Origin of the sequence: Povalibacter sp., from assembly GCF_036735925.1 — a bacterium.
In the GTDB taxonomy this organism is placed as follows: Bacteria; Pseudomonadota; Gammaproteobacteria; order Steroidobacterales; family Steroidobacteraceae; genus Steroidobacter.
Genome location: NZ_DAINNK010000072.1, coordinates 1 through 25,302 on the forward strand (window position 1 = coordinate 1; position 25,302 = coordinate 25,302).

The following is a 25,302-nucleotide window of genomic DNA, read 5'->3' on the forward strand; positions in this document are numbered from 1 at the left end:
TACTGCGCCGTCCAGCCGCCATCCAGCGTGATGCACTGTCCGGTGATGTTGCGCGCGGCGTCGCTCAGCAGGAACTCCACCGTGCCGGTCAGTTCTTCGAGGCTGATGAACTGCCGCTTCGGCATGGGCTTGAGCATGATCTCTTCGACCACCTGTTCCGGCGTCAGGCCATGCGTGGCGGCGAGCGAGGCGATCTGCGATTCGACCAGCGGCGTCTTCACGTAGCTCGGGCACACGGTGTTGATGGTGATGTCGGCGTCGCCGGTTTCCAGCGCGATCGACTTGCTGAAGCCGATGAGCCCGTGCTTCGCCGCCACGTAGGCGCTCTTGAACGGCGAGGCGATGAGGCCGTGGATCGAGCCGATGTTGACGATGCGGCCGTAGTTGCGTGCGCGCATGGACGGCAGCACCGCGCGCGTCAGCAGAGCGGCGCCGGTGAGCATCACGGCGATGAGCTGCTGCCATTTCTCGGGCGGGAACTGTTCCAGCGGCGAGACGTGCTGCAGGCCGGCGTTGTTGACGAGAATCGATGGCGGATCGTCGCTCACCTGCGTGATCGCGGATTCGATCTGGCGGGCATCGGCCACGTCGAAGGCGAGCGTGCGGATCGGTCCGCCGACCTCGCGTCGCAACGCCTGCAATGCGTCTTCGCGAAGATCGCAGGCGATCACGCGATGGCCGGTGGCGACGAAGCGCTGCGTCAGCGCCAGGCCAATGCCGCTCGCGGCGCCGGTGATGAGGATGCTGCGGGTCATGAAGGAATCGTCGGGCAATGAAGGGGGGGCGGAGTGTAGCGGCGCGTCATGCGCCGCACACTCCGGATCGCGGGTCATCGTCAGTACTTGTAGGTCGCGATGAACGCCACCGTGCGCGGTGCGCCGTAGAAGCCGATCTGCGGCGCGCCCTGTGCCGGCACCACGCCGAACTCGTAGCCCGCGACGCGGTACCACTCGTCGGTGACGTTCTTGCCTTCGATCGCGAAGCGCCAGGCTTCGTTCGCCGTCGTGTAGGCGACGCCGAGATCGAGGATGTCGTACGCCGGCTGATCGGTGCGCGTGTTGGCAGGCAGCGTGCTGGTGGAGCCGATCTTGGTCTCGCTGCGGTACTGGTAGCCGGCGTGCGCGGAAAGCGTGCCTGCGCCCAGCGTCCACTCGTAGCTGGCGCCGAAGAAGCTGGTCCATTCCGGCGCATTGATCGGCGTGTTGAAGGCGCTGGCATCGACGGTGCAGCCCGCGGCCGGCGGCGTGCAGCCGACGAGGAAATCCTCGAACTCGGTATCCAGCCAGCCGACGTTGAGCGTCAGCGTCAGTCCGTGCAGCGGGCGCCACAACGATTCGAGTTCGACGCCCTTGTTGAGCTGCTTGCCGGCGTTGAGCACGGCCGTCACGTTGGTCGGCACGCCGTTCACGATCTGGAACTGCTGCGTCGTGATCTGCACGTCCTCGTACGGCGTGTAGAAGCCGGTGAGGTTCAATTGCAGCGAACCGTCGAACAGCGTCGACTTGATGCCGATCTCGTAGTTGTCGGCCGTTTCCGAATCGTAGCCGTCGCGCGTTGCCGGATTGGCCGCCTCATTGCCGCGCATGTCGAAGCCGCCGCTCTTGAAGCCCTGCGCGTAGTTCACGTAGGCGAGGACGTTGTCGGCGAGGCGGAAGTCGAAGCCCAGCCGCGGCGACACGTCCGAGAACTTGCGCGAGGCCGTGTAGTTGGTCTGCGGCGGGCCGAACGCCGTGAAGCCGGCAGGAACGTTGTTCTGGTCGAACAGCGTTGCGTCGTTGTCGAGATAGCCGATGTATTGCTGCACGAACACGTCCGCGGTCTTGTCGTCCTCGTTCCAGCGCGCACCGACGTTCAGGTTGAGGCGATCGGTCAGCGACCAGGTGGTGTCGAAGTAGACGGCGATGCTGTCGGTGTCGACCGAACCCTTGGTCAGCGAAGTCAGGGTCAGCGCGCCGAGCGAGGCATCGAACGCGCCGCTCGCCGTGCCGCTGAAGTAGTACACGCCTGCCACGCCTTTCAGACGATCACCGGTGTAGGTGAGCTGTGCTTCTGCGCTCGTCTGATCGTCGGAATACTCCGCCGGCACCTGGAAGAAATTGCCGGAGAGTTCTTCGAAATCGATGAACTGGTTGCCTTCGCCTTCGCGATAGGCGCCGACCAGTTTCAGATCGAAGGCATCGCCGAGGCTCTGCGTGTACGTGGCCGACACGCCCTTGGTGGTGAACTGATCCTGATCCACCGGCATGTCGGTGCGCTGATCGTAACGGTCGTTCAGGCGCGGCATGACGATGTCGTTGAGGCGCTGGCCGCCCGCCGCATTGGAGTCATCACGAATATAGTCGGCGAGGATCTTCAGCCGGCTGTCGTCGCCCCACAGGAACGTGGCGTTGGCGCGCGCGGCCAGCACGTCCTTGTCGGAAACGTCCTGGCCGACGTGCGTGTTCTCGCGCGGGAGGCCGTCGTCGACGATTTCGCCGTAGCCGTCGCGCTGCAGGTAGGCGACTGCCGCGCCGACGTACATGTGATCCGCAACGACCGGCACCGAACCGCTCAGTTTGGCGTCGAGCTGGTTGTAGCTGCCGGCGGTCAGGGTCGCATTCAGCGCCGGATCGCCGACGATGTCGCGCGTGACGTACTTGATGGCGCCGGCGATGGTGTTCTTGCCGTACAGCGTGCCCTGCGGGCCGCGCAGCACTTCGATACGGTCGACGTCGTACACGTCGAGCAGTGCGCCCTGCGGACGGGCGATGTAGACGTCGTCGAGGTAGATGCCGACGCCCGGCTCGAAACCCCACAGCGGATCGTTCTGGCCGACGCCGCGGATGTAGGCATTGATCGTGCTGCTGGTCGCGCGGCCGGCATTCACCTTGATGTTGGGTGCATACGCGGTCATGTCCTCCAGCGTGCGTACGTTCTGGCTCTGCAGCTGGTCGGCGGTCAGGGCGGTGATCGCCACGGGCACGTCCTGCAGGCTTTCTTCGCGCCGCCGTGCCGTGACGACGATGTTCTCGATGGCCAGGTCGCTCTGTGCCGATGCTTCTGCAGCGTGCGCAGGCGGGATATCGACGAAGACTCCGGCGGCAATCGTGGCGGCGATGGCGCAGGAAAGAATAGAACGCGAAGCAGAAGCGGACATGCGGAAGTTCCCCCGATACGAGCCAGTACGAATAGTTCATCGCATTTATTCATCAAGCGATGATTTAGCCGAGATTGCTCCCGGCCCCGGCCGCTTGTCAATTATTCATTGTCTGATGAAATATTTTGCAGCGCGGCGAAGCATACTGCGGCGCAAATGAGGTTTGCGTGCCGCCCGGCCAGCGTGTTTCATTGCGGTGCACGTCAGGGCGGCGCGATCCCGGGAGAGGACGAGTGAAAGCAAGAACGAAAAAGACTGCCGGCCGGACGGCACGGGCGAAGGTGCGCGCGGCGACGGCGCCGCGTCGGCGCGGTCGACCGCCGGGCCGGCCGCCGCGTAACGACATGGCGCCCGATACGCGCGAGCGCATTCTCGATGCGGCGGAAGCGCAGTTCTCCGCCCACGGTTTCTGGGGCGTGACGATCCGCGAAGTCGCCGAGCAGGCGAAGGTCGACACGGCGCTATTGCATTACTACTTCGATACCAAGCGCGGACTGTTCGATGCCGTGTTCGCGCGTCGCGCCGAGATCATGAACAAGGAACGCATCGATTCGATCGATGCCTACGAACGCGCCGCGGGCCCGGCCATCACCGTCGAAGGCGTCATCAATTCATTTCTCGAACCGATGCACGTGCGCGCGGCCCAGGGCGATCCCGGCTGGCACAACTACTTCGCGCTGGTCGCGCAGGTGAACAACACGCCGGTGTGGGGCGGCGAGACCATGGGCAAAACCTTCGACCGCGTGATCCACCGGCTGCTGGATGCGCTGCGCAAGGCACTGCCGGATGTCGACGAAAAGGATCTGTTCTGGAGCTATCACTTCCTCTCCGGCGCACTCACCCTGACGCTCTCGCAGACCGGGCGCATCGATCGCCTGTCGAATGGCCTGTGCAAGTCGAGCGACTTCAATGCGATTCATGCCCGCATGGTGCCGTTCATCGCGGCGGGCTTCGAGAAGCTGTGTCGGTCGCGGAAGAGAAAAAAAGAGGAGTAGGAGTCAGAAAGGAGAATGGCCGCAAAAAGGCGCAAATGACTCAAAATAATCGGGAGGAGAAAAAGGATTTTCTGATACTTGCGTTCCTTTGCGCCTTTTTGCGGCCATTCTCTTCCCTATTCTCACCGCAACACCGGCGGCGACACCTCCACCACGACGCGATCGCGCAGCTGCACGCTGCCGCTCAGAAATCCCGACGAACCGATCTCCATCGCGTACATCAACGTGCGTGACGGCGAGTCGGCCGCGCCGCGCAATGAGGTCGGCGGGCCGAGCAGCGAGATCACTTCCAGTTCCGCCATGCCGGGGCGGATGCGTTTCCAGTTCGCGGCATCCAGCCATTGACCGCCGGCATTGGCGGGCGGTGCAGTGCTCGGCGCGGGCGGACGCGTATCGAGTCCAGCGCGGTTGCGCTGCTGCAGATCCAGCACTTGCCGCTGCAGTTCCTGCACCTGGCGTTCGAGATTGCGTACGTCCTGTTCGAGCTTCATGACCTTGAAGTCGTCGGCCGCGATGGCGGGGGACAGCCACGCGGCGAGCAGCAAGACGGCGAGCGGTCGCATACGGCCTCCGGACACTTTTCGATGAACGCCGGACACACGCGGTCCGATTGTGTACATCGATGATGCGAGCAATTGCTGATACACGAGTGAGGGTTACCGAAGTTGTCGGCTCTCGCGGGCAGCGGGTAGGCTTGGACGCTTTCCGTACAACAACTCTCGATTGCCCCGAGCGGGTCCCGGAGATTGCACGATGAGATTCCCGATGCTTCGCGTCGCCGGCATGAGCCTGTCCGCAGCGTTGATCCTGACTGTCGGCGCCTGTTCCAAAGCGCCGGCACCGGCGCCCGAAGCGCCGCCGCCCAAGGCCGCCATCGGCACCTGGGGATTCGACATCGCCGGCATGGATACCAGCGTCAAACCGGGCGACGATTTTTACAAGTACGTCAACGGCAAATGGCTGACCGCCAACACCATCCCGCCGGACCTCAGCCGCTGGGGCGCCTTCACCGAACTGGCCGTCGAAGCGGAAGCGCAGATCCAGGACATCATCAAGACCGTGCCGGCGAATGCCGCCGCGGGCAGTCCCGAACAGAAAGTGCATGACTTCTATGCGTCGTTCATCGATGTCGATGCCATCGATCTGGCCGGCATGGAACCGGCGCGCGCCGGACTCAAGGCCATCGCCGACGCCAGGACGCATGCAGACATTGCGGCGTTGATGGGACGTCCCGATCTCGGATTGCAGGCGCCGATCAATCCGGGCGTCACCATCGACGAGAAGAATCCGGATCGCTACATCGTCGGCATCGGCCAGGCGGGTTTGAGCCTGCCGGAGCGCGACTACTATCTGAAGGACGACGCCGAACTGAAGGCCATACGCGAGAAGTTCCTGGCGCACATCGAGAAGATCCTCGACCTCGCGCGCGAACCCGACGCCGCGAAGCAGGCCCGCACCATCCTCGATCTCGAAACCCAGATCGCCAGGCGTCACTGGCCGGTGGCCAAGCGGCGCGAACGCGAACTCACCTACAACCTGCGCACGCGCGAACAGCTCGACAAGCTCGGCGGCAAGTATCCGTGGGCCGCGATCCTCGGCGCTGCGGGGTTCAACGATCAGAAAGAATTCGTGGTCGCCGAACTCGACGCCGTCGATCAGCTCGGCAGGTTCTTCACCACCGTGCCGGTGGAAACCTGGCAGAGCTATCTCAAGTACAACTATCTCGTCACGCATGCCGCGGTGCTGCCGCAGGCGGTGGACGACGAAACGTTCGATTTCTACGGCAAGGTGCTCAACGGCCGGCAGGAGAAGCGCGAACGCTGGAAGCGCGCGGTGCAGACGCTCGACGGTTCGCTCGGCGAAGTGCTCGGCCAGCTCTACGTGAAGAAGCATTTCCCGCCCGAGTCGAAGCAGCAGATGCTCGAACTGGTCGAGAACCTGCGCCGCGCCTATCGCCAGCGCATCGAGGCGCTGCCGTGGATGAGCGCCGACACCAAGAAAGTGGCGATGGAAAAGCTCGACACGTTCCGCCCGAAGATCGGCTACCCGGACAAGTGGAAGGACTACTCGGGCCTGGAGATCAAGGCGGGCGACGCCTTCGGCAACACGATCCGGGCGCGCGAGTTCGATGCGAAGTTCGATCTCGACCGGCTGGGCCGCCCGACCGACAAGGACGAGTGGTTCATGACGCCGCAGACCGTGAATGCGTACTACAACCCGACGTTCAACGAGATCGTGTTTCCCGCCGCGATCCTGCAGGCGCCGTACTTCGATCCGCACGCCGATCCGGCCGTCAACTACGGCGCCATCGGCGGCGTGATCGGCCACGAGATGGGTCACGGCTTCGACGATCAGGGCGCCAAGTCGGACGCCAAGGGCGTGCTGCGCACGTGGTGGAAGCCGGCCGATGAAACCGCGTTCAAGAAACTGGTCGATGCGCTCGTCGGGCAGTACGACACGTACGAAGCGCTGCCGGGCCTCCACGTCAACGGCCGCCTCACCGTCGGCGAAAACATCGGCGATCTTGGCGGACTCTCCGTCGCGCTCGAGGCGTATCACATGTCGCTGGGCGGCCAGCCCGCGCCGACGCTCGATGGCTTCAGCGGCGACCAGCGTTTCTTCCTGTCGTGGGCGCAGGCCTGGCGCGAACTGAATCGCGAAGCGGCGCTACGCAATCAGGTCATGAGCAATCCGCACAGCCCCGGCCTGTTCCGCGTGCTCGGCGTCGTGCGCAACATGGATGCGTGGTATGGCGCGTTCGATGTGAAGCCGGAAGAAAAGCTGTATCTCGCGCCGGAGCAGCGGGTGCATATCTGGTAGGAGGAGAACGGAGTTCCACACGGAGCCGGAGATCAAGAAAGAAGAATCTCCACGGGGGAAGAATGGGAACACGGGGCACACGGGGAAGAAATCTTCTTTCTCTCAAAACCCCGTGTCCCCCGTGTTCCCATTCTTTCCCTGTGGAAAATCTTCTTCTTACCCGAACACCGCAAACAACTGCCGCGTCAGCGCGGCCGGTCGACCTTCCGGATCGACCAACACCCCCGTCTGATTCACATAGCCTTCGCCGGCCGCGTCGACGTCGCTGTCGATGCGCCACCACGCCTCCGGCGAAAAGTCGAAACGATGTTCGAGGAATTCGAGCGTCCAGACGAGAGAACTGGCGGGCGCCTGCGCCTGGAACATGGACAGCGCCGGCGTCGGAATGCAGTCGATGAGTGCGACCACGTGCGACTCGGTGAGCAGCGCCGGATCGCGATGGCGGATGTACGCCTTCGTCGGCGTCCGCACCGATCCGGAGAACGGCTTGGCGCCCTCCGCCCAGCGCACGGCGAAATGCTGGATGAACTTCGGCGAAACCCCTTCCCTGAAGGACATGTCGCGGCATTGATCGACGCTGCGCGCGGCGGTTTGCGTCGCGACATCGACCGACACGGCCGAAGGCCGCGCACCTCCGTACACGCCGACCACGGTCGCGACGACTTGGCCCGCATCGACGACGTCGCAATGCGCGATCGTCACGGCACGACCGACGCGCAGCACCCGCGCATCGATCTGCCACGTACCCGCCGCCGCGGGACCGACGAACGTCGTCTGCAGCGAGCGCAGCGGCCGGTCGCGCGGCACCAGCTGGCGCAGCGCCTCGTTGCCGACGGCGGCGATGAGCCCGCCGAACGTCGCGCGTCCCTGCGCCCAGTCTTCGCTCACAGTGACCTGGAACGTCGAGCCATCGCCGCGAAGGGAATTCAGAACCTGTGAGAAAGACATTGAAGATGAGCCGTGTGTGACAGGACGGGGCGGCAAGAGTAGCCGTCCGGTGCGGGACGCTCCACTCTCCTGATCGCCCCCTCCTCCGCGCAGCGGGGACGGTTGGGGTGGGGGCCTTTTACTGTGGGGCCTGACCCACAGGAATCATGACGTCACTTCTCCATCGATCCGGTGATCCAGCGCGTCGATATTCGCCGCGCCCGGCGCGACCATCGGCAGCACGTGCTGCTCCGCGCCGATCGGCACGCGGATCAGCTGCGGCCCGGGCGCGTTGAGTATTCGCGCAAGCGTGCCGTGGGGTGCAGTGCAGGTTTCCAGATCGAGGGCGGGGATGCCGAAGGCGCGCGCGATGCCGACGAAGTTGGCGGGCTGCGAGAACTGCGAAGCGACCAGGCGCTTGCGATGGAACAGGGTCTGCTGCTGGCGCACGAGACCGAGCGATGCGTTGTCGAGCAGCACGATCTTCACGTTCAGGTCCAGCTCCGCGAGCGTGGCGAATTCCTGGATGTTCATGAGCAGGCTGCCATCGCCGGTGAAGCAGATCACCGTGGCTTCGGGTCGCACGAGTGCGGCGCCGATCGCCGCCGGCAGTCCGAAGCCCATCGTGCCGAGACCGCCGGAAGTGAGCCAGCGATCGGGACGCTGGAAGGGATAGGCCTGCGCCACCCACATCTGGTGCTGGCCGACGTCGGTGGTGACGATCGCGTCATGCGGCGCGGCGTTGCCGACGGCGCGGATGATGCCGTAGGGAGAGCAGACCTGCTCGACGTCCGGCATGTGCAGCGGACAGGTCTCGCGAAGGTGACGCACGCGTTCGAGCCATGCCGGGCGATGACGATAGTGGGCGCGCGCGATCAGTTCGTTCAATGCGGTGCCCGCATCGCTGGCGATCGCGAGCGTCGGCTGCCGGAGCTTTCCCAGTTCGCGCGTATCGACGTCGATGTGGACGACCTGCGCCCGCGGCGCGAAGCGGTCGGTGCGGCCGGTGGCGCGATCGTCGAAGCGGGCGCCGATGGCGATCAGCAGATCGCATTCGTCGATCGCGCGGTTGGTGAAGCGCGCGCCGTGCATGCCCAGCATGCCGAGGTTGAGGGGATGGTCGTGCGGCAGTGCGCCGAGCGCCATCAACGTCGTGGTCACCGGTGTCTGCGTGAGTTCGGCGAGTTCGCGCACGAGGTGGTGTGCGCGGGATTTGACGATGCCGCCGCCGACGTAGAGGAGGGGGCGTTGCGCGGATTCGAGGAGGTGCCAGGCGTGGTCGAAGAGGTGGCTCTGGGAAGAGCCCCCTCCCTGGCCCTCTCCCCTCGCTGGGGGATTTCCGGCGCGCCCTGCGCGCCTCCTCCCCGCTGCGCGGAGGAGGGGATCAAGGAAGGGGTCAGATGTCTTTCCCTCCTCCGCGCAGCGGGGGAGGGCAGGGTGGGGGTCCGGGTCCGCGGCCCCCTGCATCTGCACGTCCTTCGGCACATCGATCAGCACCGGCCCGGGCCGGCCGCTTTCGGCGATCCGGAACGCCTCGGGAATCACGCGCCACAGTTCGCTCGCTTCGCGCACCAGGAAGCACGCCTTGGTGATGGGGCGCACCATGTCGATCGTCGGCACTTCCTGAAACGCATCCGTGCCCATCAGATGCCGCGGCACCTGCCCGGCGATGCACACCAGCGGAATGGAATCGAGCTTGGCATCGGCGATCGCCGTGATGACATTGGTCACGCCCGGTCCCGACGTCGCGAAACAGACGCCGGCCTTGCCGGTCAGCCGCGCCATGCCGTGTGCGATGAAACCGGCGGCCTGTTCGTGACGCGCGAGGATGTGCTGGATCTTCGTGGACGCGCCGAGCGCTTCGTACAGCGGCAGCAGCGCACCGCCGGGAATGCCCGCGACGATGCGCACGCCCTGCTGTTCGAGCAGATGGATGATCAGTTCGGCACCGGTGAATGACATGGGAGGTTCCTGGTTGGAACCCCTGAAGACTTTGCCGGCGGAGATAATGAAAACCCCCTGCCGGCTTGCGCCTGCAGGGGGTGAGTGGATCGCGTGACTAAAGGCCCCTACGGCGCAGCGGTGACTACATTGACGACGACTACTACGACATTGACGACGCGCACGACCGGACCTGCGAGGATCGCAGCGGTCGAAGACGCGGTCGGCAGGGTAGGAGTCATGCACGGGTACGTAAGGGAGACGGGCGGACTATAGCCAGCGGCGCGGCGATCCTGCAAGACGGAAAGGTGCAGGTCAGGGCTGCAGGTCAGGCTTTCCCGCGGGATTTCCTTCGGTCACAGCCTGACTCCCCAGAGCCGGCTGAAGCCCCATGGCACTGCGTCAAGCGCGTCCCTTCCTCCGCGCAGCGGGGGAAGGACAGGATGGGGGTCTTGAATCAAGCAGCGTAGTTGCGTTGCTGCCCCCACCCTAACCCTCCCCCGCTACGCGGAGGAGGGGATCAGCGGTCCTTTGCGGTCTGCTGGACTCCTCCGGCACCCGCGGCCCCGGCCCGACATACAGCGCCGCCGGCCGGATGATGCGGTTGTCCGCGAGCTGTTCGACGATGTGCGCCAGCCAGCCGAACGCGCGCGAGGCGGCGAAGGTGGCGGTGAAGTATTCCTTCGCGATGCCGAGCGACAGGCACAGCACGCCCTTGTAGAACTCCATGTTGGCGCGCAGCGGGCGCTTCTTGCTGCTGGTCTGGTCGACGAACGCAGCCTCGACGGCGCTCAGCGTGTTGAGCAGGCGGCGATGCGGGAACTCGACGGCGCTGCGCTCGGCGAGCGTCTTCAGCACCTTCGCGCGCGGGTCGACGACGCGGTACTCGCGATGACCCATGCCCAGCACCTTGCGGCCGCTCGCCAGGCACCCGGCGACGAAGGCCTTCGCATGCTGCGGTTCGCCGACTTCGATCGCCATTTCCAGTGCGCCCTGGTCGGCGGCGCCGTGCAACGGCCCGTACAGCGCGCCCATCGCTGCCGACAGCGCCGAGGCGGGCGGCGCGAGCGTCGACGTCACGACGCGCGCGGTGAACGTGCTCGCATTGAATCCGTGATCGAGCTGCAGGATCTGCAGCGTTTCGAAGGCATCGACCGCCTCGGCCGATGGCGCGTGCCCGGTCAGCAGCTGCAGATAGCGTTCACCGTAACGGCGCGAGGCCGGATACGGATAGGCCGCGTGATCCTCCAGCGCCGAATGGATCAGCGCGATGGCCGCCGGCAGACGCGCGGCGATGACGAGTCCTTCCTCTTCCGCGTCAGTGCGGCCGAGCCGCTGCAACGGCGGCTCCTGCGCCAGCAGCGGCGTGATCGCCTGCAGCGTCGCCATCGGATGCGCGCCGTTGCGCGCCATCAGATGCAGCGTCGCGGCCAGCTCCGCCGGCAGGTGTCCTGCATGCCACAGGTAGTCCTCGACTTCCGCGAGCCGGCGCGCCGACGGCAGTTCGCCGAACACGATCAGGTGCATGACTTCGGCGAACCGATGGTTCACCAGCGTTTCGATGGGATAGCCGCGGTAGTACAGCGCGCCCGCCGTGCCATCCACGAGCGAGGTCGAGGTCGTGTCGACGACGACGCCTTCCAGACCCTTGTGGACTTCCGTCGCTGCCGTAGTCATGACCCGCTCCGCCGTTGAGAACCTGCGACGACAGTAGCCCGGCGACGCGGCCGGCGCGACGCCGTGGGCGCGATGCGGCTATCAGGTGGAGCGATGCCATCGCTTTCGCTGATCCGGTCATTAATGACAGTGATCGGCGCGGCAGCTGCGCAAACCGTGAAACCCGTCGCTCAATCCCCGTGAGGGTGCTGCCGATACAGCAGGAAGAAGACGGACATCCCCGTCGCTCATTCGTCGACATGCCCCTCGATCCCCTCCATTCGACCCATGTCCGCGCCGATCGTCTGCTGATCGGTGTGATCTGGGCGCTTGCCGCCCTGTCGTTTGCCCTGGCGCCCTGGCACGGCACCTGGGGCGCGGCGCTGCTGGTCGCCATTCCGGCGGCCGTGATTCCGTCATTCCTGGCCTATGCCTGGCCGGGGTCGCTCGCGACGCGCCTGACGGTCGCTGCTTCGCTGATGGTGTTCTGCGCACTGCACATTCATCAATCGCTCGGCATGACCGAGCTGCACTTCGGCATCTTCGTGCTGCTGGCCTTCCTGCTGTGCTATTGCGACTGGCGGCCCATCGTCATGGGCGCCGCGGTGGCTGCGGTCCATCACCTGTCGTTCAACTACCTGCAGCAGATGGGCTTCGGGCTCAACTGCTTCACGACGCCGGGGCTCGGCATCGTGTTCACGCATGCGGCCTATGTCGTCGTCGAAACGGCCGTGCTGTCGTACCTCGCGATCGTGCTGCGCCGCGAAGCGCTGCAGGCCGCGGAACTGCTCAACATCCTGCGGGCGATGCGTGCCGAGAGCGGCAAGGTGGATCTGTCGGTGCAGTCGCATACGAGCAGCGTCGCGGGACGCGCGTTCAGCGATATCGTCGGCCGCCTGCGCCACGTCATCGATTCGATCCGCTCCGGCACGGACACCGTGGCCGAAGCCGCGAACGGCATGGCCACCGGCAGCGACGAACTGTCGTCGCGCACGCAGGCGCAGGCTTCCGCGCTGACGCAGACGACGGATGCGCTGAGCCAGCTCACCGACATCGTGCGCAACAATGAAGACCAGGCACGACACGCCAACGGCCTGGTCGAGTCCGCGGTGAAAGTCGCGGCGCGCGGCGGCGAAGTCGTCTCGCAGGTCGTCGATACCATGGGCGAGATCAACCGTTCGTCATCGCGGATCGCCGACATCATCGGCGTGATCGACGAGATCGCCTTCCAGACCAACCTGCTCGCATTGAACGCCGCGGTCGAGGCGGCGCGCGCCGGCGATCAGGGTCGCGGCTTCGCCGTGGTCGCGTCCGAAGTGCGCAGCCTCGCGCAGCGCAGCGCCACCGCGGCGCGCGAAATCAAGACGCTGATCGAGACCTCGGTCCGCAACGTCAGCGTCGGCAGTTCGCTCGTCGATCAGGCCGGCGCGACCATGACCGAAGTCGTCCGGAGCGTGCAGCAGGTGACGGACATCGTGAAGGATTTCCATCGCTCGGCGCAGCAGCAGAGCAGCGGCATCGACCAGGTGAACCAGGCCGTCTCGCAGATCGAGTCGATCACCCGACAGAATTCCACGCTGGTGGAATCGATGGCGCATTCGTCCGAACAGCTGCGTGAGCAGGGCGCCGGGCTGATCCGCGCGATTGCCGTGTTCGAAGTCGAGCGTCGCGAGGCCGCATTCCGTGCGCGTCCCGCGGCCGCCGTGGAGACACCGCTCGCCCGCGTTGCCTGATGCCTGCCGCGCCGTCGCGCGGCCCTTGCATCGCTGCCGATCCGGGCGACAATCGCCCCATGCAGATCGAGCGCAATGAAATCCGCTGTTTTCACGCCGTCATCGAAGCCGGCGGCTTCAGCCGCGCCGCCGAGCGGCTCGACATTTCCCAGTCGGCGGTCAGTCAGGCGATCGCGAATCTCGAACACCGCCTCGGCACCGTGCTGCTGCGGCGGGGCAATCCGCCGCAACTGACCGAGGCAGGCATCCGCCTGCTGCGCTTCGCCGAGACCATGATGAACGAGGAGCGCGAAACGCTCGCCGACATCGCGCAGATCAGGTCGGGCGCGCGCTCGACGCTGTCGCTCGCGATGTCGCCGGCGGCGAATGCGCGCTTCGGCGTCGCGCTGCTCAAGGATTTCTCGGAACGCAATCCGCTGACCCGCTTCAAGGTCGTCGTCGCGCCGAGCCGCGAGATCGTCTACGGCGTGTCCGAAGGCCGCTGGGAGCTGGGCTTCGGGCCGCTGCAGCATTCGATGCCCGACTACTTCGCGATCCACGCCTGCTTTTCCGAAACGCGCCGCCTGCTGATCGCCGCCGATCATCCGAGCCGCGATGCGCTGCGCCGCGATCCGCAGGGCATCCTGCGCACGCTGCCGCTCGTCACGTCCTACCTCGACGATCTCGCGCGCCGCCCGAGCGGCGACCGCCTGCGAAATGCCTTCGCGTCGGTGTGGGAAGTCAGCCACATGGATCTGCGCCTGGCGCTGGTGGCCGAAGGCAAGGGCGTCACTTATGTGTCGGACCTGGTGACCCACCTGCCCGCGAACCTCGTGCCCATCGAAGGCCTGCCGTTCTCCCGCATCGACCGCCAAGTCGGCGTCTACTATCTCAAGCACCAGCCCATGTCGCAGGCCGGCGCGCGCTTCCTCGCGCTGTGTCGCGAGCGATGGGGGGTGTGAAGAAGAGATTTCACACAGAGAAGATCACAGAGTTCGGAGGAAGAAGAAATTTCCACGGGGGGCACGGGGAACACGGGGACAAGAAAAAGATCTTTTCTGTTCCGACCCCGTGTTCCCCGTGTTCCCCGTGGAAAATGTCTTCTTCTTTGCCTTGAACTCTGTGTGAAACCTTCTTGGCTCTCTCACGCCGGCGCATCGAGCGGATCGTGGATCACGAAGCGGTTGCGGCCGGTGGACTTGGCGCGGTAGAGCGCCTTGTCGGCGCAGCGATACATTGATTCGAAGCTGACGTCGGGCGGCGAGGCGACGCAGATGCCGATGGACACGCCGTAGGCGCCGGGCGCGCCGGCTGATTCCGGTGTGCCCACTCGCGCGAGCACGCGCCGCGCGATTTCTGTCGCCGCATCCAGATCGCAGCCGGCGGCGAACACCAGGAACTCGTCGCCTCCGAGGCGTGCACAGACGTCCGCGTCGCGCACGCTGGCCTTGATCGCGTTGGCGACGCGGACGAGAAAGTCGTCGCCGGCGACGTGGCCGTGATTGTCGTTGATGGTTTTCAGCCCATCGAGATCGACCACGATGGCGGCGTAACTCGACGCACCGGTGGCGAGCGCCCGTTCGACGGAGGACAGGGCGCCGCGCCGGTTGAGCAGTTGCGTCAGCTCGTCGCGCATCGAGATCTGGTACTGCTGGTCCAGCCGGTAATGGATCTGCTGGTCGTAACGGGCGGCGAGGTAGCCGATGAGGAGCGCGGCGGCGAGCGCCACGCAGATCGTGCCGATGGTGATGACCTGGAAACGGGCTTCGCGTGCGAGGTGGTACTGCAGATCGAAGTCGACGCCGACGAAGCCGCTGTAGCGGCCCTGGCTGTCGTAGATGGGCGCGTGTCCCGAGAGGAAATTTCCGTATTCGTCGCGCAGGAACTTCGGATAGACATAGGTCTGCCCGGCGGCGATGCGCTGCAGCCAGTCGGCATCGGGTTCCTTGTCGATCGTTTCGAACGGCTCCATGTACGCAGAGGCGCGCAGCGTGCGCTTCGTGACGAGGTCGTCGGAGGCGGCCGTGTCGACGACGAAGAAGGTTTTTCCCTCGCGCTCGACCATCGTGTAGACATAGAAGATGTCGGGATCGGCCGAATGGAACTTCACCAGCGGCCGCACGGTACGTGCATAGAGTTCGGGCGTGTAGTTGGCCGGCTCCAGCAACTGCCGGTGCAGGTCGCCGTCGACCACGCTGGCCGCGAGCTGCGCCACTTCGCCGACATGCGAACGCAGCACTTCCAGGCGCGCGCGCTGCGAGAGCATCTGCGGAATCGCAACGATGCCGCACAGCACGGCGGCTGCGATCAGCGTGACTACCCAGAAGGTTCGCGGGGAAAACTGCCTCAGCTCATTCTTCATCGGTCAGATATCGGCGCGGTGCAGTGCGGGCATTGTTGCATAGTTCTTTCGGACCGCAGAGCGGAAAGAGGCGCGGGCACGCCGTGAACTTTCGTGGCCCCTCTTCGCAGTCGGAATGTCAGGCGGCATGATGCACTACAAGCCGCCCTCAGAACGGCTTTGTTCTCGAATCCACGCATTCCACACCGGAGAGAGTCATGAATTCCGTACGCAGACTGTTCGTTGCCGCCGCTGCCGCGTTCGCCCTGGTCGGAACGGTCGCACTCGCCGCCGATGCCAACGTCACCGGCGAGTGGACGATGTCGGTCGAGACGCCGGCCGGTACGGGCAGCCCGCACTTCAGCCTGAAGCAGGAAGGCACGAACGTGACCGGACACTACAAGGGACAGCTCGGCGAAGCCGCCGTCACCGGCACGGTGAGCGGCAACGAAGTGACGCTCAAGTACACGGTGGAAGGGCAGGGCCAGTCGGTGACCGTGGTCTACAGCGGCACGGTCGATGGCGACACCATGAAGGGCAAGGTGTCGCTCGGCGATTTCGGCGATGGGACGTTTACGGGGAAGAAGGACTGACCCTTTCCGAGCCGGCTTCTTCCTGTAGGTCAGGCTTCAGCCTGACTCTTCGATTCAGGCCGGCTGAAGCCGGCCCCACAAGTAAGCGCCGCGGAGGACCAGCGTCTCACTCCATCCCCTTCCACCGATGTCTCGCCGCCAGCTCCAGCGCGCTGCCGCGCTGGAGCCGCGCGGCACGCTCGCGCAACACGCGTTCCGCGCGCAGTTCCGGCCAGCGTTCCAGGTAGGCGGCCAGCACATTCCGGTCCGGCGAGTAACGCCTGAAGGCGTCGGCGTTGGCGCCGCGCAATGCGATCGCGCCGTTGTAGCCGCCGAATCCCTGCGTCGCGCACAGCGCGCCGCCATCGCGGTCGCCGGCCAGCGGTGCGGCCTGCAGCGTGAAGGATTGCGCCACGTCGCTGAGATCCGGATCGAGATGCCGCAGCGTCGGTACGCCGACGGCCTGTTCGCCGAGCAGGTACTGGATCGCCTGGGCGGCGCTCTTGAGTCCCGTTTCACCCATCGTGTGGCCGTCGCCGACGGCCTTCGGCGTGCCGACTTTCATCGGCGGCAGCGCCCCCTGGATGCCCTGCCGTGCGGCTGCAGTGAGGCGCGCGTTGGCGGCGGTGGTGAGATCGGTCTTGGAATTCGTGCGCGTGCCGGTCGCGTGGGCGACGAGGTACTGGAAATCGGCGACGCCGTAGCCGTGGGCGCGCCACGCGATTTCGAAGGCATGCAGGATCGCGTTCTCGCCGCCGAAACCGACGCCGGCGAAGTGCGCCTTGCCTCCGGCCTCGCCGCTCTGGCCCCAGCCGACGATGATCGAGGTGATGTCGAGGAAGTTGCGCAGCGCGAAGTCGAGCGTCGTGATCAGCACGCCCGATCCGCCTTCGCCGACGACGGTGCCGTTGGCATCGACATCGAACGGCGCCAGGCAGTCGGCGACGCCGCGCCGTTCCGCGGCAGCGCGCGTCTGATTCAGCGCATCGAGCTTGCCGTGCGTCATGAGCGCGCCGGAACCGAAGGCGTCGAGGATCTGCCAGTCCGGCCGGGTCGCGGCATCGGCAGCCGTCCACAGCGCGAGTCGCGGACGATGGAAACCGGGATAGTCGAGCAGCAGCTGCGGCGCGATGTCGGCCAGCGCGATGGAACTCGACGCGCAGGCGCCGACCGCATTCAGCGGCGTCTGCGGCACGCGCGTGAAACCTTCCGGTCCGCGCAGCGAATCGAGCAACGCGGGATTCTTCAACGATTTGCTCAGCGGATACGACGGCGCCAGCATCGTCGCGATCAGCGCCGGCCCGTGCGAAGAGAGCGAGTTCGCAAGCCGCGCGGCGAACTTGTCGCGCAGCTTGTCCGTCTGCACATCGAGCACGCGCGCGGCACGCAGCTGCGCCAGGGAATCCAGGCCCTGAAACGCAGTCGCCGCGGCGATGCGGAAATCGTAAGGGTCCGGCAGCAGTTCGGCGAGCGGCGCCGGCAGGGCCGCGAGCGCACCGAGACCGGCATAGAGGAAGAGCTGCGATTGCAGCGACGGCCCGAGTCGCGGATCGTCGTCGAACAATCCGTACATGTCCTTGAGCGCGGAGTCGCGCACTTCGCGATAGCCGAGGCCGGCCTGGCGACGCAACCCGCCGCTGCCGATGTCGTGCGGCAGGCTCGCCGCGATGTCGGTGACGGCGGCGGAACCGAGTGCGGTCAGTTCCTCGATGTAGCGGATGCCGAGATTGGCCCGCAGCCGCTCGCCGCAGAGCTGTTCGATCTGCTGCAGCGTCGCCGGCTGTCCGGCGTCCTCGCCCTGATTCCAGCGGAACGTCGGCGAGGCCGACGCGGGATTCTCGATGTCGATCAACCCGGCATCGAACGCCGCGTAGGCGATGAACTCGGGCTTGCCGCCGACCCGCGCGAGATAGCTCTCCGTGCCGCCGACCGCGGACATCGAGCAGGGCGTTCCGATCGTGACGAGGACTTTGTCGGCCGTGAGCACGGGCATTCCGTTGGTTGGAGAGCGGGCGGGGAAGGATACAACGGGGAGGCGGCCGACTGGCCAACGGGTCTGCTGGCCGACTGGCCGGAGCGAGGCGTCCTCAGCCCAGCTTCCCGATCACCCTCTCCACTTCCTCGCTGCTCCCCAGCACCACCGGCACGCGCTGATGGATGTCGGTCGGCTGGATATCGAGGATGCGCTGGCCGGGGCCGGCGAGCGCCTTGCCGCCGGCCTGTTCGATCAGCATCGCCATGGGATTGGCTTCGTACATCAGGCGCAGCTTGCCCTTGGGCGCTTTCTTCGTCGGCGGATACATGAAGACGCCGCCCTGCAGCAGGATGCGATGCACGTCGGCCACCATCGCGCCGACATACCGGCTCGAATAACCCTGTTCTTGCGCCCAGGTGAGGTAGTTCCGGTAACCCTCCGGGAAACTCAGGCGATTGCCTTCGTTCACCGAGTAGCACTTGTTCTTCGCCGGCATCTTCAGTCCCTGCGCGACGCGGATGAACGCGCCGTAGGCGGGATCGAGCACGAACATGTCGACGCCCAGGCCGATGGTCAGCACGAACACCGTCGACGATCCGTAGAGCACGTAGCCCGCGGCCACCTGCTGCGCGCCGGGCTGCAGCAGCGACTCCTTCGGTTCGCGCAGGCGGCGGTCCTTGCGCAGGATGCTGAAGATCGTGCCGACCGAACCGCAGATGTCGAGGTTCGACGAGCCGTCGAGCGGATCGAACATGACGCAGTACTTGCGCTCGGCGGAGTCGTCCTCGCGCAGTATCACCGGCTCTTCGTTTTCTTCCGAGGCGACGATCGACACGCCTTCGCGCCCGCCGAGCGTACGCAGCAGGATTTCATTGGCGATGACATCCAGCTTCTGCTGCTGCTCGCCCTGCACGTTCTGATTGCCCACCGTGCCGAGCACGTCGTCGAGCCGCGCGCGTCGCACGTGCGAGGAAATCATTTTCGCCGAGATGGACAGCGCCGACAGGATCCAGGAGAACTGGCCGGTGGCCTCGGGATGTCGCGCCTGCTGCTGCAGGATGTGCGCCTGCAACGTCACGATGTCGGTGGAGCGGGAAGACAGAGCGTCGGCAGCCGTCATGCGGGCATCCATGTGAAGCGGGGATGCCGCGCAGTTTCTCATACAGAGGAGAGAGATTTCACACGGAGATCACAGAGAGCACAGAGATCGGAGAAGAAGAATTTCCACGGGGAAAGAAATGGGAACACGGGGGACACGGGGTTCGGACAGAAAATTCTTATCCCCGTGCTCCCCGTGTTCCCATTTCTTCCCCCGTGGAAATTCCTTCCGGCTTCTTTGCCTCGAACTCCGTGTTCTCCGTGCTCTCCGTGTGAAATCCTACTTCTCGACTATGCCGCCACACTCTCTCGGCGCCGCTTCACCCGGAAAACGCCGGTGCGCAGCGTTTCGTATTCGCGATCCATCACGACGGTGCGGTTGCGGCCGCGTTCCTTCGCGGCGTAGAGCGCCTCGTCGGCGAGCTGGATCAGTCCTTCGACGCGTCGTTCCGGGCGCGGTTCGACGCACGCGGCGCCGATGCTGAAGGTGACGCGCTGGCCGTCGGTGAAGGCGGGATGTTCGATCGCGAGCGCGGCGAGCGCGGCGTGCAGTTCGCGGCACAGTTCTTCGACGCTGTCGCGGCGCGTGTCGTACAGCAGCACGGCGAATTCCTCGCCGCCGTAGCGTGCGGTCAGGTCCAGCGGGCGGCGGGCGGCGCGACTCAGCGCCGCGGCCACTTTCACGAGACAGGCATCGCCGGCCTGGTGACCGCCGTAGTCGTTGAAGGCCTTGAAGTGATCGATGTCGATCATGAGCAGCGCCACCGGCGCGCCGGTGCGTGCGGCCTGCTGCCACATGCGTGCCGCGTGTTCGTCGAACATGCGCCGGTTGTGGATGCCGGTGAGCGCATCGCGATTGAGCGACTCGCTCATGATCTGGGTCGACAGATAGTTGTGGCGCAGCGATTTCTGCAGCGAATAGTGCAGCGCGGCGCCGATGCCCGCGGCGAAAACCATCACCGCCAGGTCGAAGAAACGCTGGCCGCCGTCGAGGCCGCCGACGTAGCCGCCGACGCCATAGATCGCGAGGATGAGGCACACCGTGCGCAGGACCTGCGTCTGCGACATGCCGAGCAGGAAGAACGGACCGAGCGCGAGCAGCAGCAGCAGCGCATTCAGCGAGTAGCCCTGGGCATTCATTAGCACGTCGAGCACCGTCAGGCTGACGGCCTGCAATGGCAGCACGATCTGCGCCGACAGCGCGTACCAGCGCGCATACAGACTCGTGTACGTCGTTGCGAGCAGCAGCGCGCAGCTCGGCAGGATCAGGCCGAAGCGGACGAAATCGAACGGGGCCGGGGGATCGTTGCCGAAGACGGCCGTGCGCAGATCGGCGAACGGGCCGCCGGCGAACATCGCCAGCAGCATCGCCACGATCGGAATCCAGGTCAGATTGCGGATGCGGGTGCGTACGTGTTCCGCGTACCACTGCCGGAACTGACGTTCGAGGTTCTTTTCGAACGCCAGCGACGGAAATATCCGCGTCACCAGCCGTCCGGGCCACATGCGGCGAGGCTTCGCCTGCGGCGCATGCGCCGCAGCGGCGGGATCGACGGTGCTGGAGGGGATGTCGGGCATTCAGGCGGGGGCTGCGATGCGATTCTGCAGCGTTAACTTACCGCGCTGCGACTGCGGCAATCCTGAACACCATCACACAGTCGTGTGATCCGTGTCACAAAACCCGTCAATGCCTCCGTGCCCTGCTGCATTCTGTCAGGAGCCGCGGGATGGCCCGGTCAGGCATCGCCTGCATTGCGCTTTTCACGGCTGGTCCCATCCGCGCGCGAGGCTCACGCTCCGGCCGCAGGAGTTCCCCATGTCCCCTCTCAGCCGCATTGCCGTGCTGGTACTGGCGTTTGCCTGTGCCGACGCCATCGCCCAGGAACCGGCGCTGCAGGGAACATTCGTCAGCGCCGGCACCCCGAAGGAAGCGATCGACAAGGCCATCGACAGCGCAACCGCGAAGATGAACTTCCTGGTGCGCGCCGTTGCGAAGAGCCGGCTGAAGTCGACCAACCCGCTGTACCAGCGCATCGAGATCGGCAATGACGGTACGCGGATCACGGTGCGCTACGACAAGGGCAAGCCCATCGTGATGCCCGCGGACGGCAGCACCGTGAAATGGACGCGCGACGACGGCGAGCAGTTCGATGTCAGCGCGCACGCGCAGGGCGCGCAGCTGCAGCAGACCTTCCAGGCGGAGGATGGACAGCGGGTCAATGAGTTCAGCCTCGCGCCCGACGGGGCACTGACGCTGGCGGTGACGATCACCAGTCCGCAGCTGTCAGCACCCCTGACGTACACGCTTGTCTACCGGCGGCAGTAGCTCCGCCGGCAATCCGCGGTCGTTCGCCGGTGAAGACTTCAACGCCGCGGCGGCGGCGCCCATGATCGCGTCCACTACGCTGGAGCCGACACCGTCATGACTGCCTTCATCGCCCGCGTCGTCCTGGCGAGCGCTGCGCTTTCGCTGCTCGCCGCCTGCGGCGACGGCCCCCTGACCACCGGCCCGGTGCGCACCGAGACGCGTCAGGTCGGCGAGTTCGATTCGATCGACATCGACGGCGCCACGCGCCTGCACATCACGGTCGGCGTGCCTGCGTCGCTGCAAGTCGAAGGCCGCGATCCGTTCCTGGAGCGGCTGCAGACCGAAGTGCATGGCGACACGCTGCAGATCAAGGTGCGTCGCAAGGACTGGGTCGCCATCGGCACCAGTCCGCGCCCGATCGTGCGCGTCGGCGTGCCGTCGCTGGAAAAACTGGAAGTGCAGGGCGGCAACGACGTGCGCGTCACCGGTTTCGACGGCGGCGATGTGCGTATCCGTCTGGAAGGCGCGACCAATCTGGTCGCGGCTGGCCGGCTCGACGAACTGAAGATCCTGATGGCCGGCGCCGGCCATGCCGATCTCGGCGATCTCGTCACCCGCGACGCCGACGTGACGGTCGCCGGCGTCGGCAGCATTGTCGTGCACCCGACCGAAGCGCTGGACGCGACCATGAACGGCGTCGGCGCCATCTTCTATACCGGCAGTCCGAGCCGCGTGAACACGCGCATGAACGGGCTCGGCACCATCGGCCAGCGCAACGCGAACGACGTGCGGCGCGAGCACCGGCAGGAGAAGGCGCCGGTCGATCCCGATTCGTTGCAGCCCGAATACGATCGCGACGAGCCGGTGGAGCAGGAAGAGAAGAAACTGACCGGCGTGATCTGAATTCTTCCTCCCTGTGGGGCCGGCTTCAGCCGGCCTTCTTTCTAAGGAGTCAGGCTAAAGCCTGACCTACAAGCCTGACCTACAAGCCTGACCTACAGTAAGAAATCTCAGGCGAGATCGCCGAGCAGTGCCGGCACCTGCCGGCGCTGCAGCGCATTCTGCGCCTGCCACTGTTCCGCCTTGTCGAGCTCTTCGAGGAACTTCACTTCGCCGCCCGCCAGCAGCGCCAGCGGCAGGCCGTCGCGATACAGCACGCGATTGCCGGTCAGCGAGGGCAGGCGATTGCCCGGCGTGACGATGCCGATCAGGTTGAGCGGATCGGCAGCCGACAGCGACACGAACTCCCTGTTCTCCGGTTTGCGGCGCGCATCGCGCAGCAGGCCGATGGCCTCGGGCAGGGCGAACTGTTCGCCGGAGAAGCCGGCCACGAATCGTCCGCCGCGGATTTCGCCGCGCGCTTCGAGACGACGCAGACACGTCAGCAGCTGACGCCACGGCGGCAGCCAGTCGGATTCGCGCTGCAGCAGTTTCCAGAACACGACGCCCCAGCGACGCAGGAGGGTGCGGCAGATGTGTTCGATTGCATCTGCGGAGGCCGATGCGGGCTGCTGGCCGCTGGCGGCTGGCGGCTGGCCGGAACGTCCGGCCTCCGGATCTGGCCAGTGGCCAGCCGCCAGTCGCCAGTCGCCCTTCCTCACCATCGTCCACCGCCCCGCATCCTGCATGCCGAAGATCGCGATGCGTCGTTTACGTCGCGCATCGCGCGCGCTCGGGCGGCGGCGGTCGGCGGGAATCAGCAGCGCGCGCAGGCCGCCGAAGCTGTCGGAGTTCACCAGACCGAGTGCGACGAGTTCTGCCAGGCCTTCTTCGACCTGCGTGGTGAGCAGGCCGGCGCCTTCGACGATCTCGTCGAAGAAGGAAGCGCCGTTGGCACGGATGAACTCCGCGACCTGCTGTGCTTTCGCCGTGAGCTGCGCTGGCTCATCGGGCATGGAGAACGTCGACCAGATGCGCACGTTGCGACGCGACAGCAGCGCGATCGGTGTCGAGCGAACCGGCGCCGCGCCGCGTTCGGCATCGCCGCTGCGCCGTGACAGTCGCGCCCACACGATGCGTCCGGCGAGGCACTGTTCATCCAGCCACGCCGGTTCGTATTCGGCGATGCGCGCCGGCAGGATTTCCGTTTCCCAGGCGCTCGCCGCGCCTTCGAAGCCTTCGAGTTGCGCGAGCACTGCGGGCACGGCGTCCGGCCCCTGCATGCGCGTCGCGAGCGTGACGCGCTGCCAGTCGAACAGGAAGCGCAAATAGTCGCGCGCCTGTACCGGCTCGATCTCGGCGCGCAGACGCTTGACGGTGTAGCGATGGATGCGCGCGAGCAGGCGGCGGTCGCACCACTGCACGATGGAGTCGTGCGGCGGCTGGCTGCTGGCGACTGGCGGCTGGCCGGAGACGGATTCGAACTGTCCGCGCATCGCGGTACCTTCGGCTTCCAGCGCCAGCAGTGCCGTATCGATGTCTTTCGTTGCGATACCAAGCGATGCACCGATCTGCGCAGCCGTCGTCGGACCGAGTCCTTCGAGCCGGCCGCGGACGATCTCGATCAGCGCATCTTCCTTCGTCCACGACTTTGCGTACGCCGGCGGGATCGCTGCGCGAAGCTCGGCATCGAGTCCGCCGAGTGCGGCGTCGAACAGCGGCAGGCGCTCGACGGCGACTAGGAGAGAGCCCCCATCCCGACCTTCCCCCGCAAGCGGAGGAAGGAGTGTTCCCTCCTCCGCGAAGCGGGGGAGGGCCAGGGAGGGGGCGCCCGCGCGTGGCAGTCGCGCGACTCTTCGTTGCGTGATCAACTGCTGCAACAATCCGGGCCACATTGGATTGCCGCTCGCCTCGTCTTCCGTCATGAACGTCAGCCACGCCAGCGCGTCGTGCAACTCATCCGCCGATCCCGCATCCGGCCACGCTTCCTCGCGTACGCGCGCGATGGCGTCCGGATCGAGCTTGCCGATGTCGGCGGCCGAATCCGGATCCAGCCAGCGGCGGCTCATCACGGCCTGCGTGCGGCGTTCCTCCAGCGGCGCATCGTCGAGATACGCATACGGCCGTGCCGACAACACTTCGAGTGCGAGCGGCGAGGGCTCGGTCAGATCGCGCGCGTCGACTTCGATCTCGCCGCTGTACAAGCCGTGCAGCAGCTGTTCGAAGCCGTCGATGTCCATCGCGTCTTCGAGACAGTCGCGCACGGTCTGCTGCACCAGCGGATGATCCGGTACCTCGATCTCGCCGACGATGTTCTCGCCGCAGGCCACCTGATCCGGGAAGACGGACGCGAGCAGATCCTCCGCATTCATGCGCGCCAGCGCCGGCGGTACCTTCTTGCCGCCGCGGAAGCGCGGCAGGGCGAGCGCGATCGACGCGTCCCAGCGCCAGCGCGTGGTGAACATGGGTGCGTCGAGCAGCGCCTGGATCAGCAGGTGGCGCGCGGTGTTCGGATGCAAGTAACGCGCGACGTCGATCAGCTCGAAGCTGTGCGCCGTGGTGAGCGACAGGATGATCGTGTCCTCCGTCGCCGCCGCCTGCAGTTCGAAGTTGAAGCTGCGACAGAAGCGCTTGCGCAGCGCGAGTCCCCAGGCGCGATTGATGCGGTTGCCGAACGGCGAATGAATCACCAGCTGCATGCCGCCGGCTTCGTCGAAGAAGCGTTCGAAGACGATGCGCTGGCGCGTCGGCAGATGGCCGAGCGCGGCGCGAGCGGCGGCGAGATAGTCGGTGAGTTGCGAGGCGGCGGCGTCGGAGAGGTGCAGGGTCTGTGTGAGCCATTCGTAGGCGCCGCCCCCCTCCTGTCCTCCCCCCGCAAGCGGAGGGAGGGACGCATCTTCCAGCTGCTCCGTATTCTTCGCTCCCTCCTCCGCGAAGCGGGG

The 25,302-nt window shown here is 65.8% G+C and carries 18 protein-coding genes; 7 read left to right on the forward strand and 11 right to left on the reverse strand.

The window, feature by feature from the left end:
• Both V7D81_RS18315 and V7D81_RS18320 read right to left on the reverse strand, forming a co-directional pair.
• Positions 1–755, reverse strand: a 755-nt coding sequence (locus tag V7D81_RS18315) for a 3-hydroxybutyrate dehydrogenase (RefSeq protein WP_324318941.1), incomplete at its 3' end; no start/stop codon positions are given.
• An 80-nt stretch (positions 756–835) separates the two neighbouring features.
• Positions 836–3,136 (reverse strand): TonB-dependent receptor, encoded by a 2,301-nt coding sequence (locus tag V7D81_RS18320; protein ID WP_324318943.1) that lies wholly within the window; start codon positions 3,134–3,136, stop codon positions 836–838.
• Positions 3,137–3,369: 233 nt separating this feature from the next.
• On the opposite strand from V7D81_RS18320, the gene V7D81_RS18325 reads away from it, so the two are divergent.
• Positions 3,370–4,131 carry a TetR/AcrR family transcriptional regulator gene (locus tag V7D81_RS18325; RefSeq protein ID WP_324318945.1) on the forward strand — a complete coding sequence of 254 codons (762 nt, stop codon included), beginning with the start codon at positions 3,370–3,372 and terminating at the stop codon, positions 4,129–4,131.
• A 122-nt stretch (positions 4,132–4,253) separates the two neighbouring features.
• Here the strand turns inward: V7D81_RS18325 and V7D81_RS18330 are convergent, their stop codons facing one another.
• Positions 4,254–4,694 carry a hypothetical protein gene (locus V7D81_RS18330; protein ID WP_324318947.1) on the reverse strand — a complete coding sequence of 147 codons (441 nt, stop codon included), beginning with the start codon at positions 4,692–4,694 and terminating at the stop codon, positions 4,254–4,256.
• Between the two features lie 190 nt (positions 4,695–4,884).
• Between V7D81_RS18330 and V7D81_RS18335 the strand changes: the two genes are divergently transcribed.
• Positions 4,885–6,951 carry a M13 family metallopeptidase gene (locus tag V7D81_RS18335; protein WP_324318948.1) on the forward strand — a complete coding sequence of 689 codons (2,067 nt, stop codon included), beginning with the start codon at positions 4,885–4,887 and terminating at the stop codon, positions 6,949–6,951.
• Between the two features lie 156 nt (positions 6,952–7,107).
• Here V7D81_RS18335 and V7D81_RS18340 read toward each other — a convergent pair whose 3' ends face one another.
• The 3 genes from V7D81_RS18340 to V7D81_RS18350 all read right to left on the reverse strand — a co-directional run bounded on the left by V7D81_RS18340 (position 7,108) and on the right by V7D81_RS18350 (position 11,496).
• Positions 7,108–7,899, reverse strand: coding sequence for an acyl-CoA thioesterase (locus tag V7D81_RS18340; protein WP_324318951.1), 792 nt, complete (start codon positions 7,897–7,899; stop codon positions 7,108–7,110).
• Positions 7,900–8,043: 144 nt separating this feature from the next.
• Entirely contained in the window at positions 8,044–9,840 is a 1,797-nt protein-coding gene (locus tag V7D81_RS18345) for a thiamine pyrophosphate-dependent enzyme (protein WP_324318953.1), read from the reverse strand.
• Between the two features lie 468 nt (positions 9,841–10,308).
• Positions 10,309–11,496, reverse strand: coding sequence for a citrate/2-methylcitrate synthase (locus tag V7D81_RS18350; RefSeq protein ID WP_324318955.1), 1,188 nt, complete (start codon positions 11,494–11,496; stop codon positions 10,309–10,311).
• 239 nt (positions 11,497–11,735) lie between these two features.
• Between V7D81_RS18350 and V7D81_RS18355 the strand changes: the two genes are divergently transcribed.
• Both V7D81_RS18355 and V7D81_RS18360 read left to right on the forward strand, forming a co-directional pair.
• Complete coding sequence (locus V7D81_RS18355; RefSeq protein ID WP_324318957.1) at positions 11,736–13,208, forward strand: methyl-accepting chemotaxis protein; 1,473 nt, start codon at positions 11,736–11,738, stop codon at positions 13,206–13,208.
• Complete coding sequence (locus V7D81_RS18360) at positions 13,208–14,149, forward strand: LysR family transcriptional regulator (protein WP_324318959.1); 942 nt, start codon at positions 13,208–13,210, stop codon at positions 14,147–14,149. The genes V7D81_RS18355 and V7D81_RS18360 overlap by 1 nt, the downstream gene beginning before the upstream one ends.
• A gap of 182 nt (positions 14,150–14,331) precedes the next feature.
• On the opposite strand, the gene V7D81_RS18365 is transcribed toward V7D81_RS18360, so the two are convergent.
• Positions 14,332–15,549, reverse strand: a complete 1,218-nt coding sequence (locus V7D81_RS18365) for a GGDEF domain-containing protein (RefSeq protein ID WP_324318961.1) — start codon at positions 15,547–15,549, stop codon at positions 14,332–14,334.
• Between the two features lie 197 nt (positions 15,550–15,746).
• On the opposite strand from V7D81_RS18365, the gene V7D81_RS18370 reads away from it, so the two are divergent.
• The gene (locus V7D81_RS18370; protein WP_324318963.1) at positions 15,747–16,121 is read left to right on the forward strand and encodes a hypothetical protein; all 375 of its coding nucleotides are present in this window, start codon (positions 15,747–15,749) and stop codon (positions 16,119–16,121) included.
• Positions 16,122–16,227: 106 nt separating this feature from the next.
• Here the strand turns inward: V7D81_RS18370 and V7D81_RS18375 are convergent, their stop codons facing one another.
• The 3 genes from V7D81_RS18375 to V7D81_RS18385 form a co-directional block, all read right to left on the reverse strand.
• A complete protein-coding gene (locus tag V7D81_RS18375; RefSeq protein WP_324318965.1) occupies positions 16,228–18,087 on the reverse strand; it encodes a hypothetical protein in 1,860 nt (619 codons plus the stop codon).
• A gap of 100 nt (positions 18,088–18,187) precedes the next feature.
• On the reverse strand, positions 18,188–19,195 hold the full coding sequence (gene fbp / locus V7D81_RS18380; RefSeq protein WP_324318967.1) for a class 1 fructose-bisphosphatase: 1,008 nt from the start codon (positions 19,193–19,195) through the stop codon (positions 18,188–18,190).
• A gap of 269 nt (positions 19,196–19,464) precedes the next feature.
• Positions 19,465–20,751 carry a GGDEF domain-containing protein gene (locus V7D81_RS18385; RefSeq protein WP_324318969.1) on the reverse strand — a complete coding sequence of 429 codons (1,287 nt, stop codon included), beginning with the start codon at positions 20,749–20,751 and terminating at the stop codon, positions 19,465–19,467.
• A gap of 238 nt (positions 20,752–20,989) precedes the next feature.
• Here V7D81_RS18385 and V7D81_RS18390 point away from each other — a divergent pair, with 238 nt between their 5' ends.
• Both V7D81_RS18390 and V7D81_RS18395 read left to right on the forward strand, forming a co-directional pair.
• Positions 20,990–21,499, forward strand: coding sequence for a hypothetical protein (locus V7D81_RS18390; RefSeq protein WP_324318971.1), 510 nt, complete (start codon positions 20,990–20,992; stop codon positions 21,497–21,499).
• A gap of 96 nt (positions 21,500–21,595) precedes the next feature.
• Positions 21,596–22,384, forward strand: coding sequence for a GIN domain-containing protein (locus V7D81_RS18395; RefSeq protein ID WP_324318973.1), 789 nt, complete (start codon positions 21,596–21,598; stop codon positions 22,382–22,384).
• A gap of 107 nt (positions 22,385–22,491) precedes the next feature.
• Here V7D81_RS18395 and V7D81_RS18400 read toward each other — a convergent pair.
• A partial coding sequence (locus tag V7D81_RS18400; protein WP_324318976.1) for an Lhr family helicase occupies positions 22,492–25,302 on the reverse strand: 2,811 nt, incomplete at its 5' end.

What these genes read in the sequence shown, in the direction of transcription:
- V7D81_RS18330 (WP_324318947.1), bottom strand. Translation starts at nt 4,694, where the DNA reads ATGCGACCGCTCGCCGTCTTGCTGCTCGCCGCGTGGCTGTCCCCCGCC.
- V7D81_RS18390 (WP_324318971.1), top strand. Translation starts at nt 20,990, where the DNA reads ATGTCCCCTCTCAGCCGCATTGCCGTGCTGGTACTGGCGTTTGCCTGT.
- V7D81_RS18385 (WP_324318969.1), bottom strand. Translation starts at nt 20,751, where the DNA reads ATGCCCGACATCCCCTCCAGCACCGTCGATCCCGCCGCTGCGGCGCAT.
- V7D81_RS18320 (WP_324318943.1), bottom strand. Translation starts at nt 3,136, where the DNA reads ATGTCCGCTTCTGCTTCGCGTTCTATTCTTTCCTGCGCCATCGCCGCC.
- V7D81_RS18370 (WP_324318963.1), top strand. Translation starts at nt 15,747, where the DNA reads ATGAATTCCGTACGCAGACTGTTCGTTGCCGCCGCTGCCGCGTTCGCC.
- V7D81_RS18335 (WP_324318948.1), top strand. Translation starts at nt 4,885, where the DNA reads ATGAGATTCCCGATGCTTCGCGTCGCCGGCATGAGCCTGTCCGCAGCG.
- V7D81_RS18340 (WP_324318951.1), bottom strand. Translation starts at nt 7,899, where the DNA reads ATGTCTTTCTCACAGGTTCTGAATTCCCTTCGCGGCGATGGCTCGACG.
- fbp (WP_324318967.1), bottom strand. Translation starts at nt 19,195, where the DNA reads ATGACGGCTGCCGACGCTCTGTCTTCCCGCTCCACCGACATCGTGACG.
- V7D81_RS18395 (WP_324318973.1), top strand. Translation starts at nt 21,596, where the DNA reads ATGACTGCCTTCATCGCCCGCGTCGTCCTGGCGAGCGCTGCGCTTTCG.
- V7D81_RS18360 (WP_324318959.1), top strand. Translation starts at nt 13,208, where the DNA reads ATGCCTGCCGCGCCGTCGCGCGGCCCTTGCATCGCTGCCGATCCGGGC.
- V7D81_RS18350 (WP_324318955.1), bottom strand. Translation starts at nt 11,496, where the DNA reads ATGACTACGGCAGCGACGGAAGTCCACAAGGGTCTGGAAGGCGTCGTC.
- V7D81_RS18355 (WP_324318957.1), top strand. Translation starts at nt 11,736, where the DNA reads ATGCCCCTCGATCCCCTCCATTCGACCCATGTCCGCGCCGATCGTCTG.
- V7D81_RS18345 (WP_324318953.1), bottom strand. Translation starts at nt 9,840, where the DNA reads ATGTCATTCACCGGTGCCGAACTGATCATCCATCTGCTCGAACAGCAG.
- V7D81_RS18365 (WP_324318961.1), bottom strand. Translation starts at nt 15,549, where the DNA reads ATGAAGAATGAGCTGAGGCAGTTTTCCCCGCGAACCTTCTGGGTAGTC.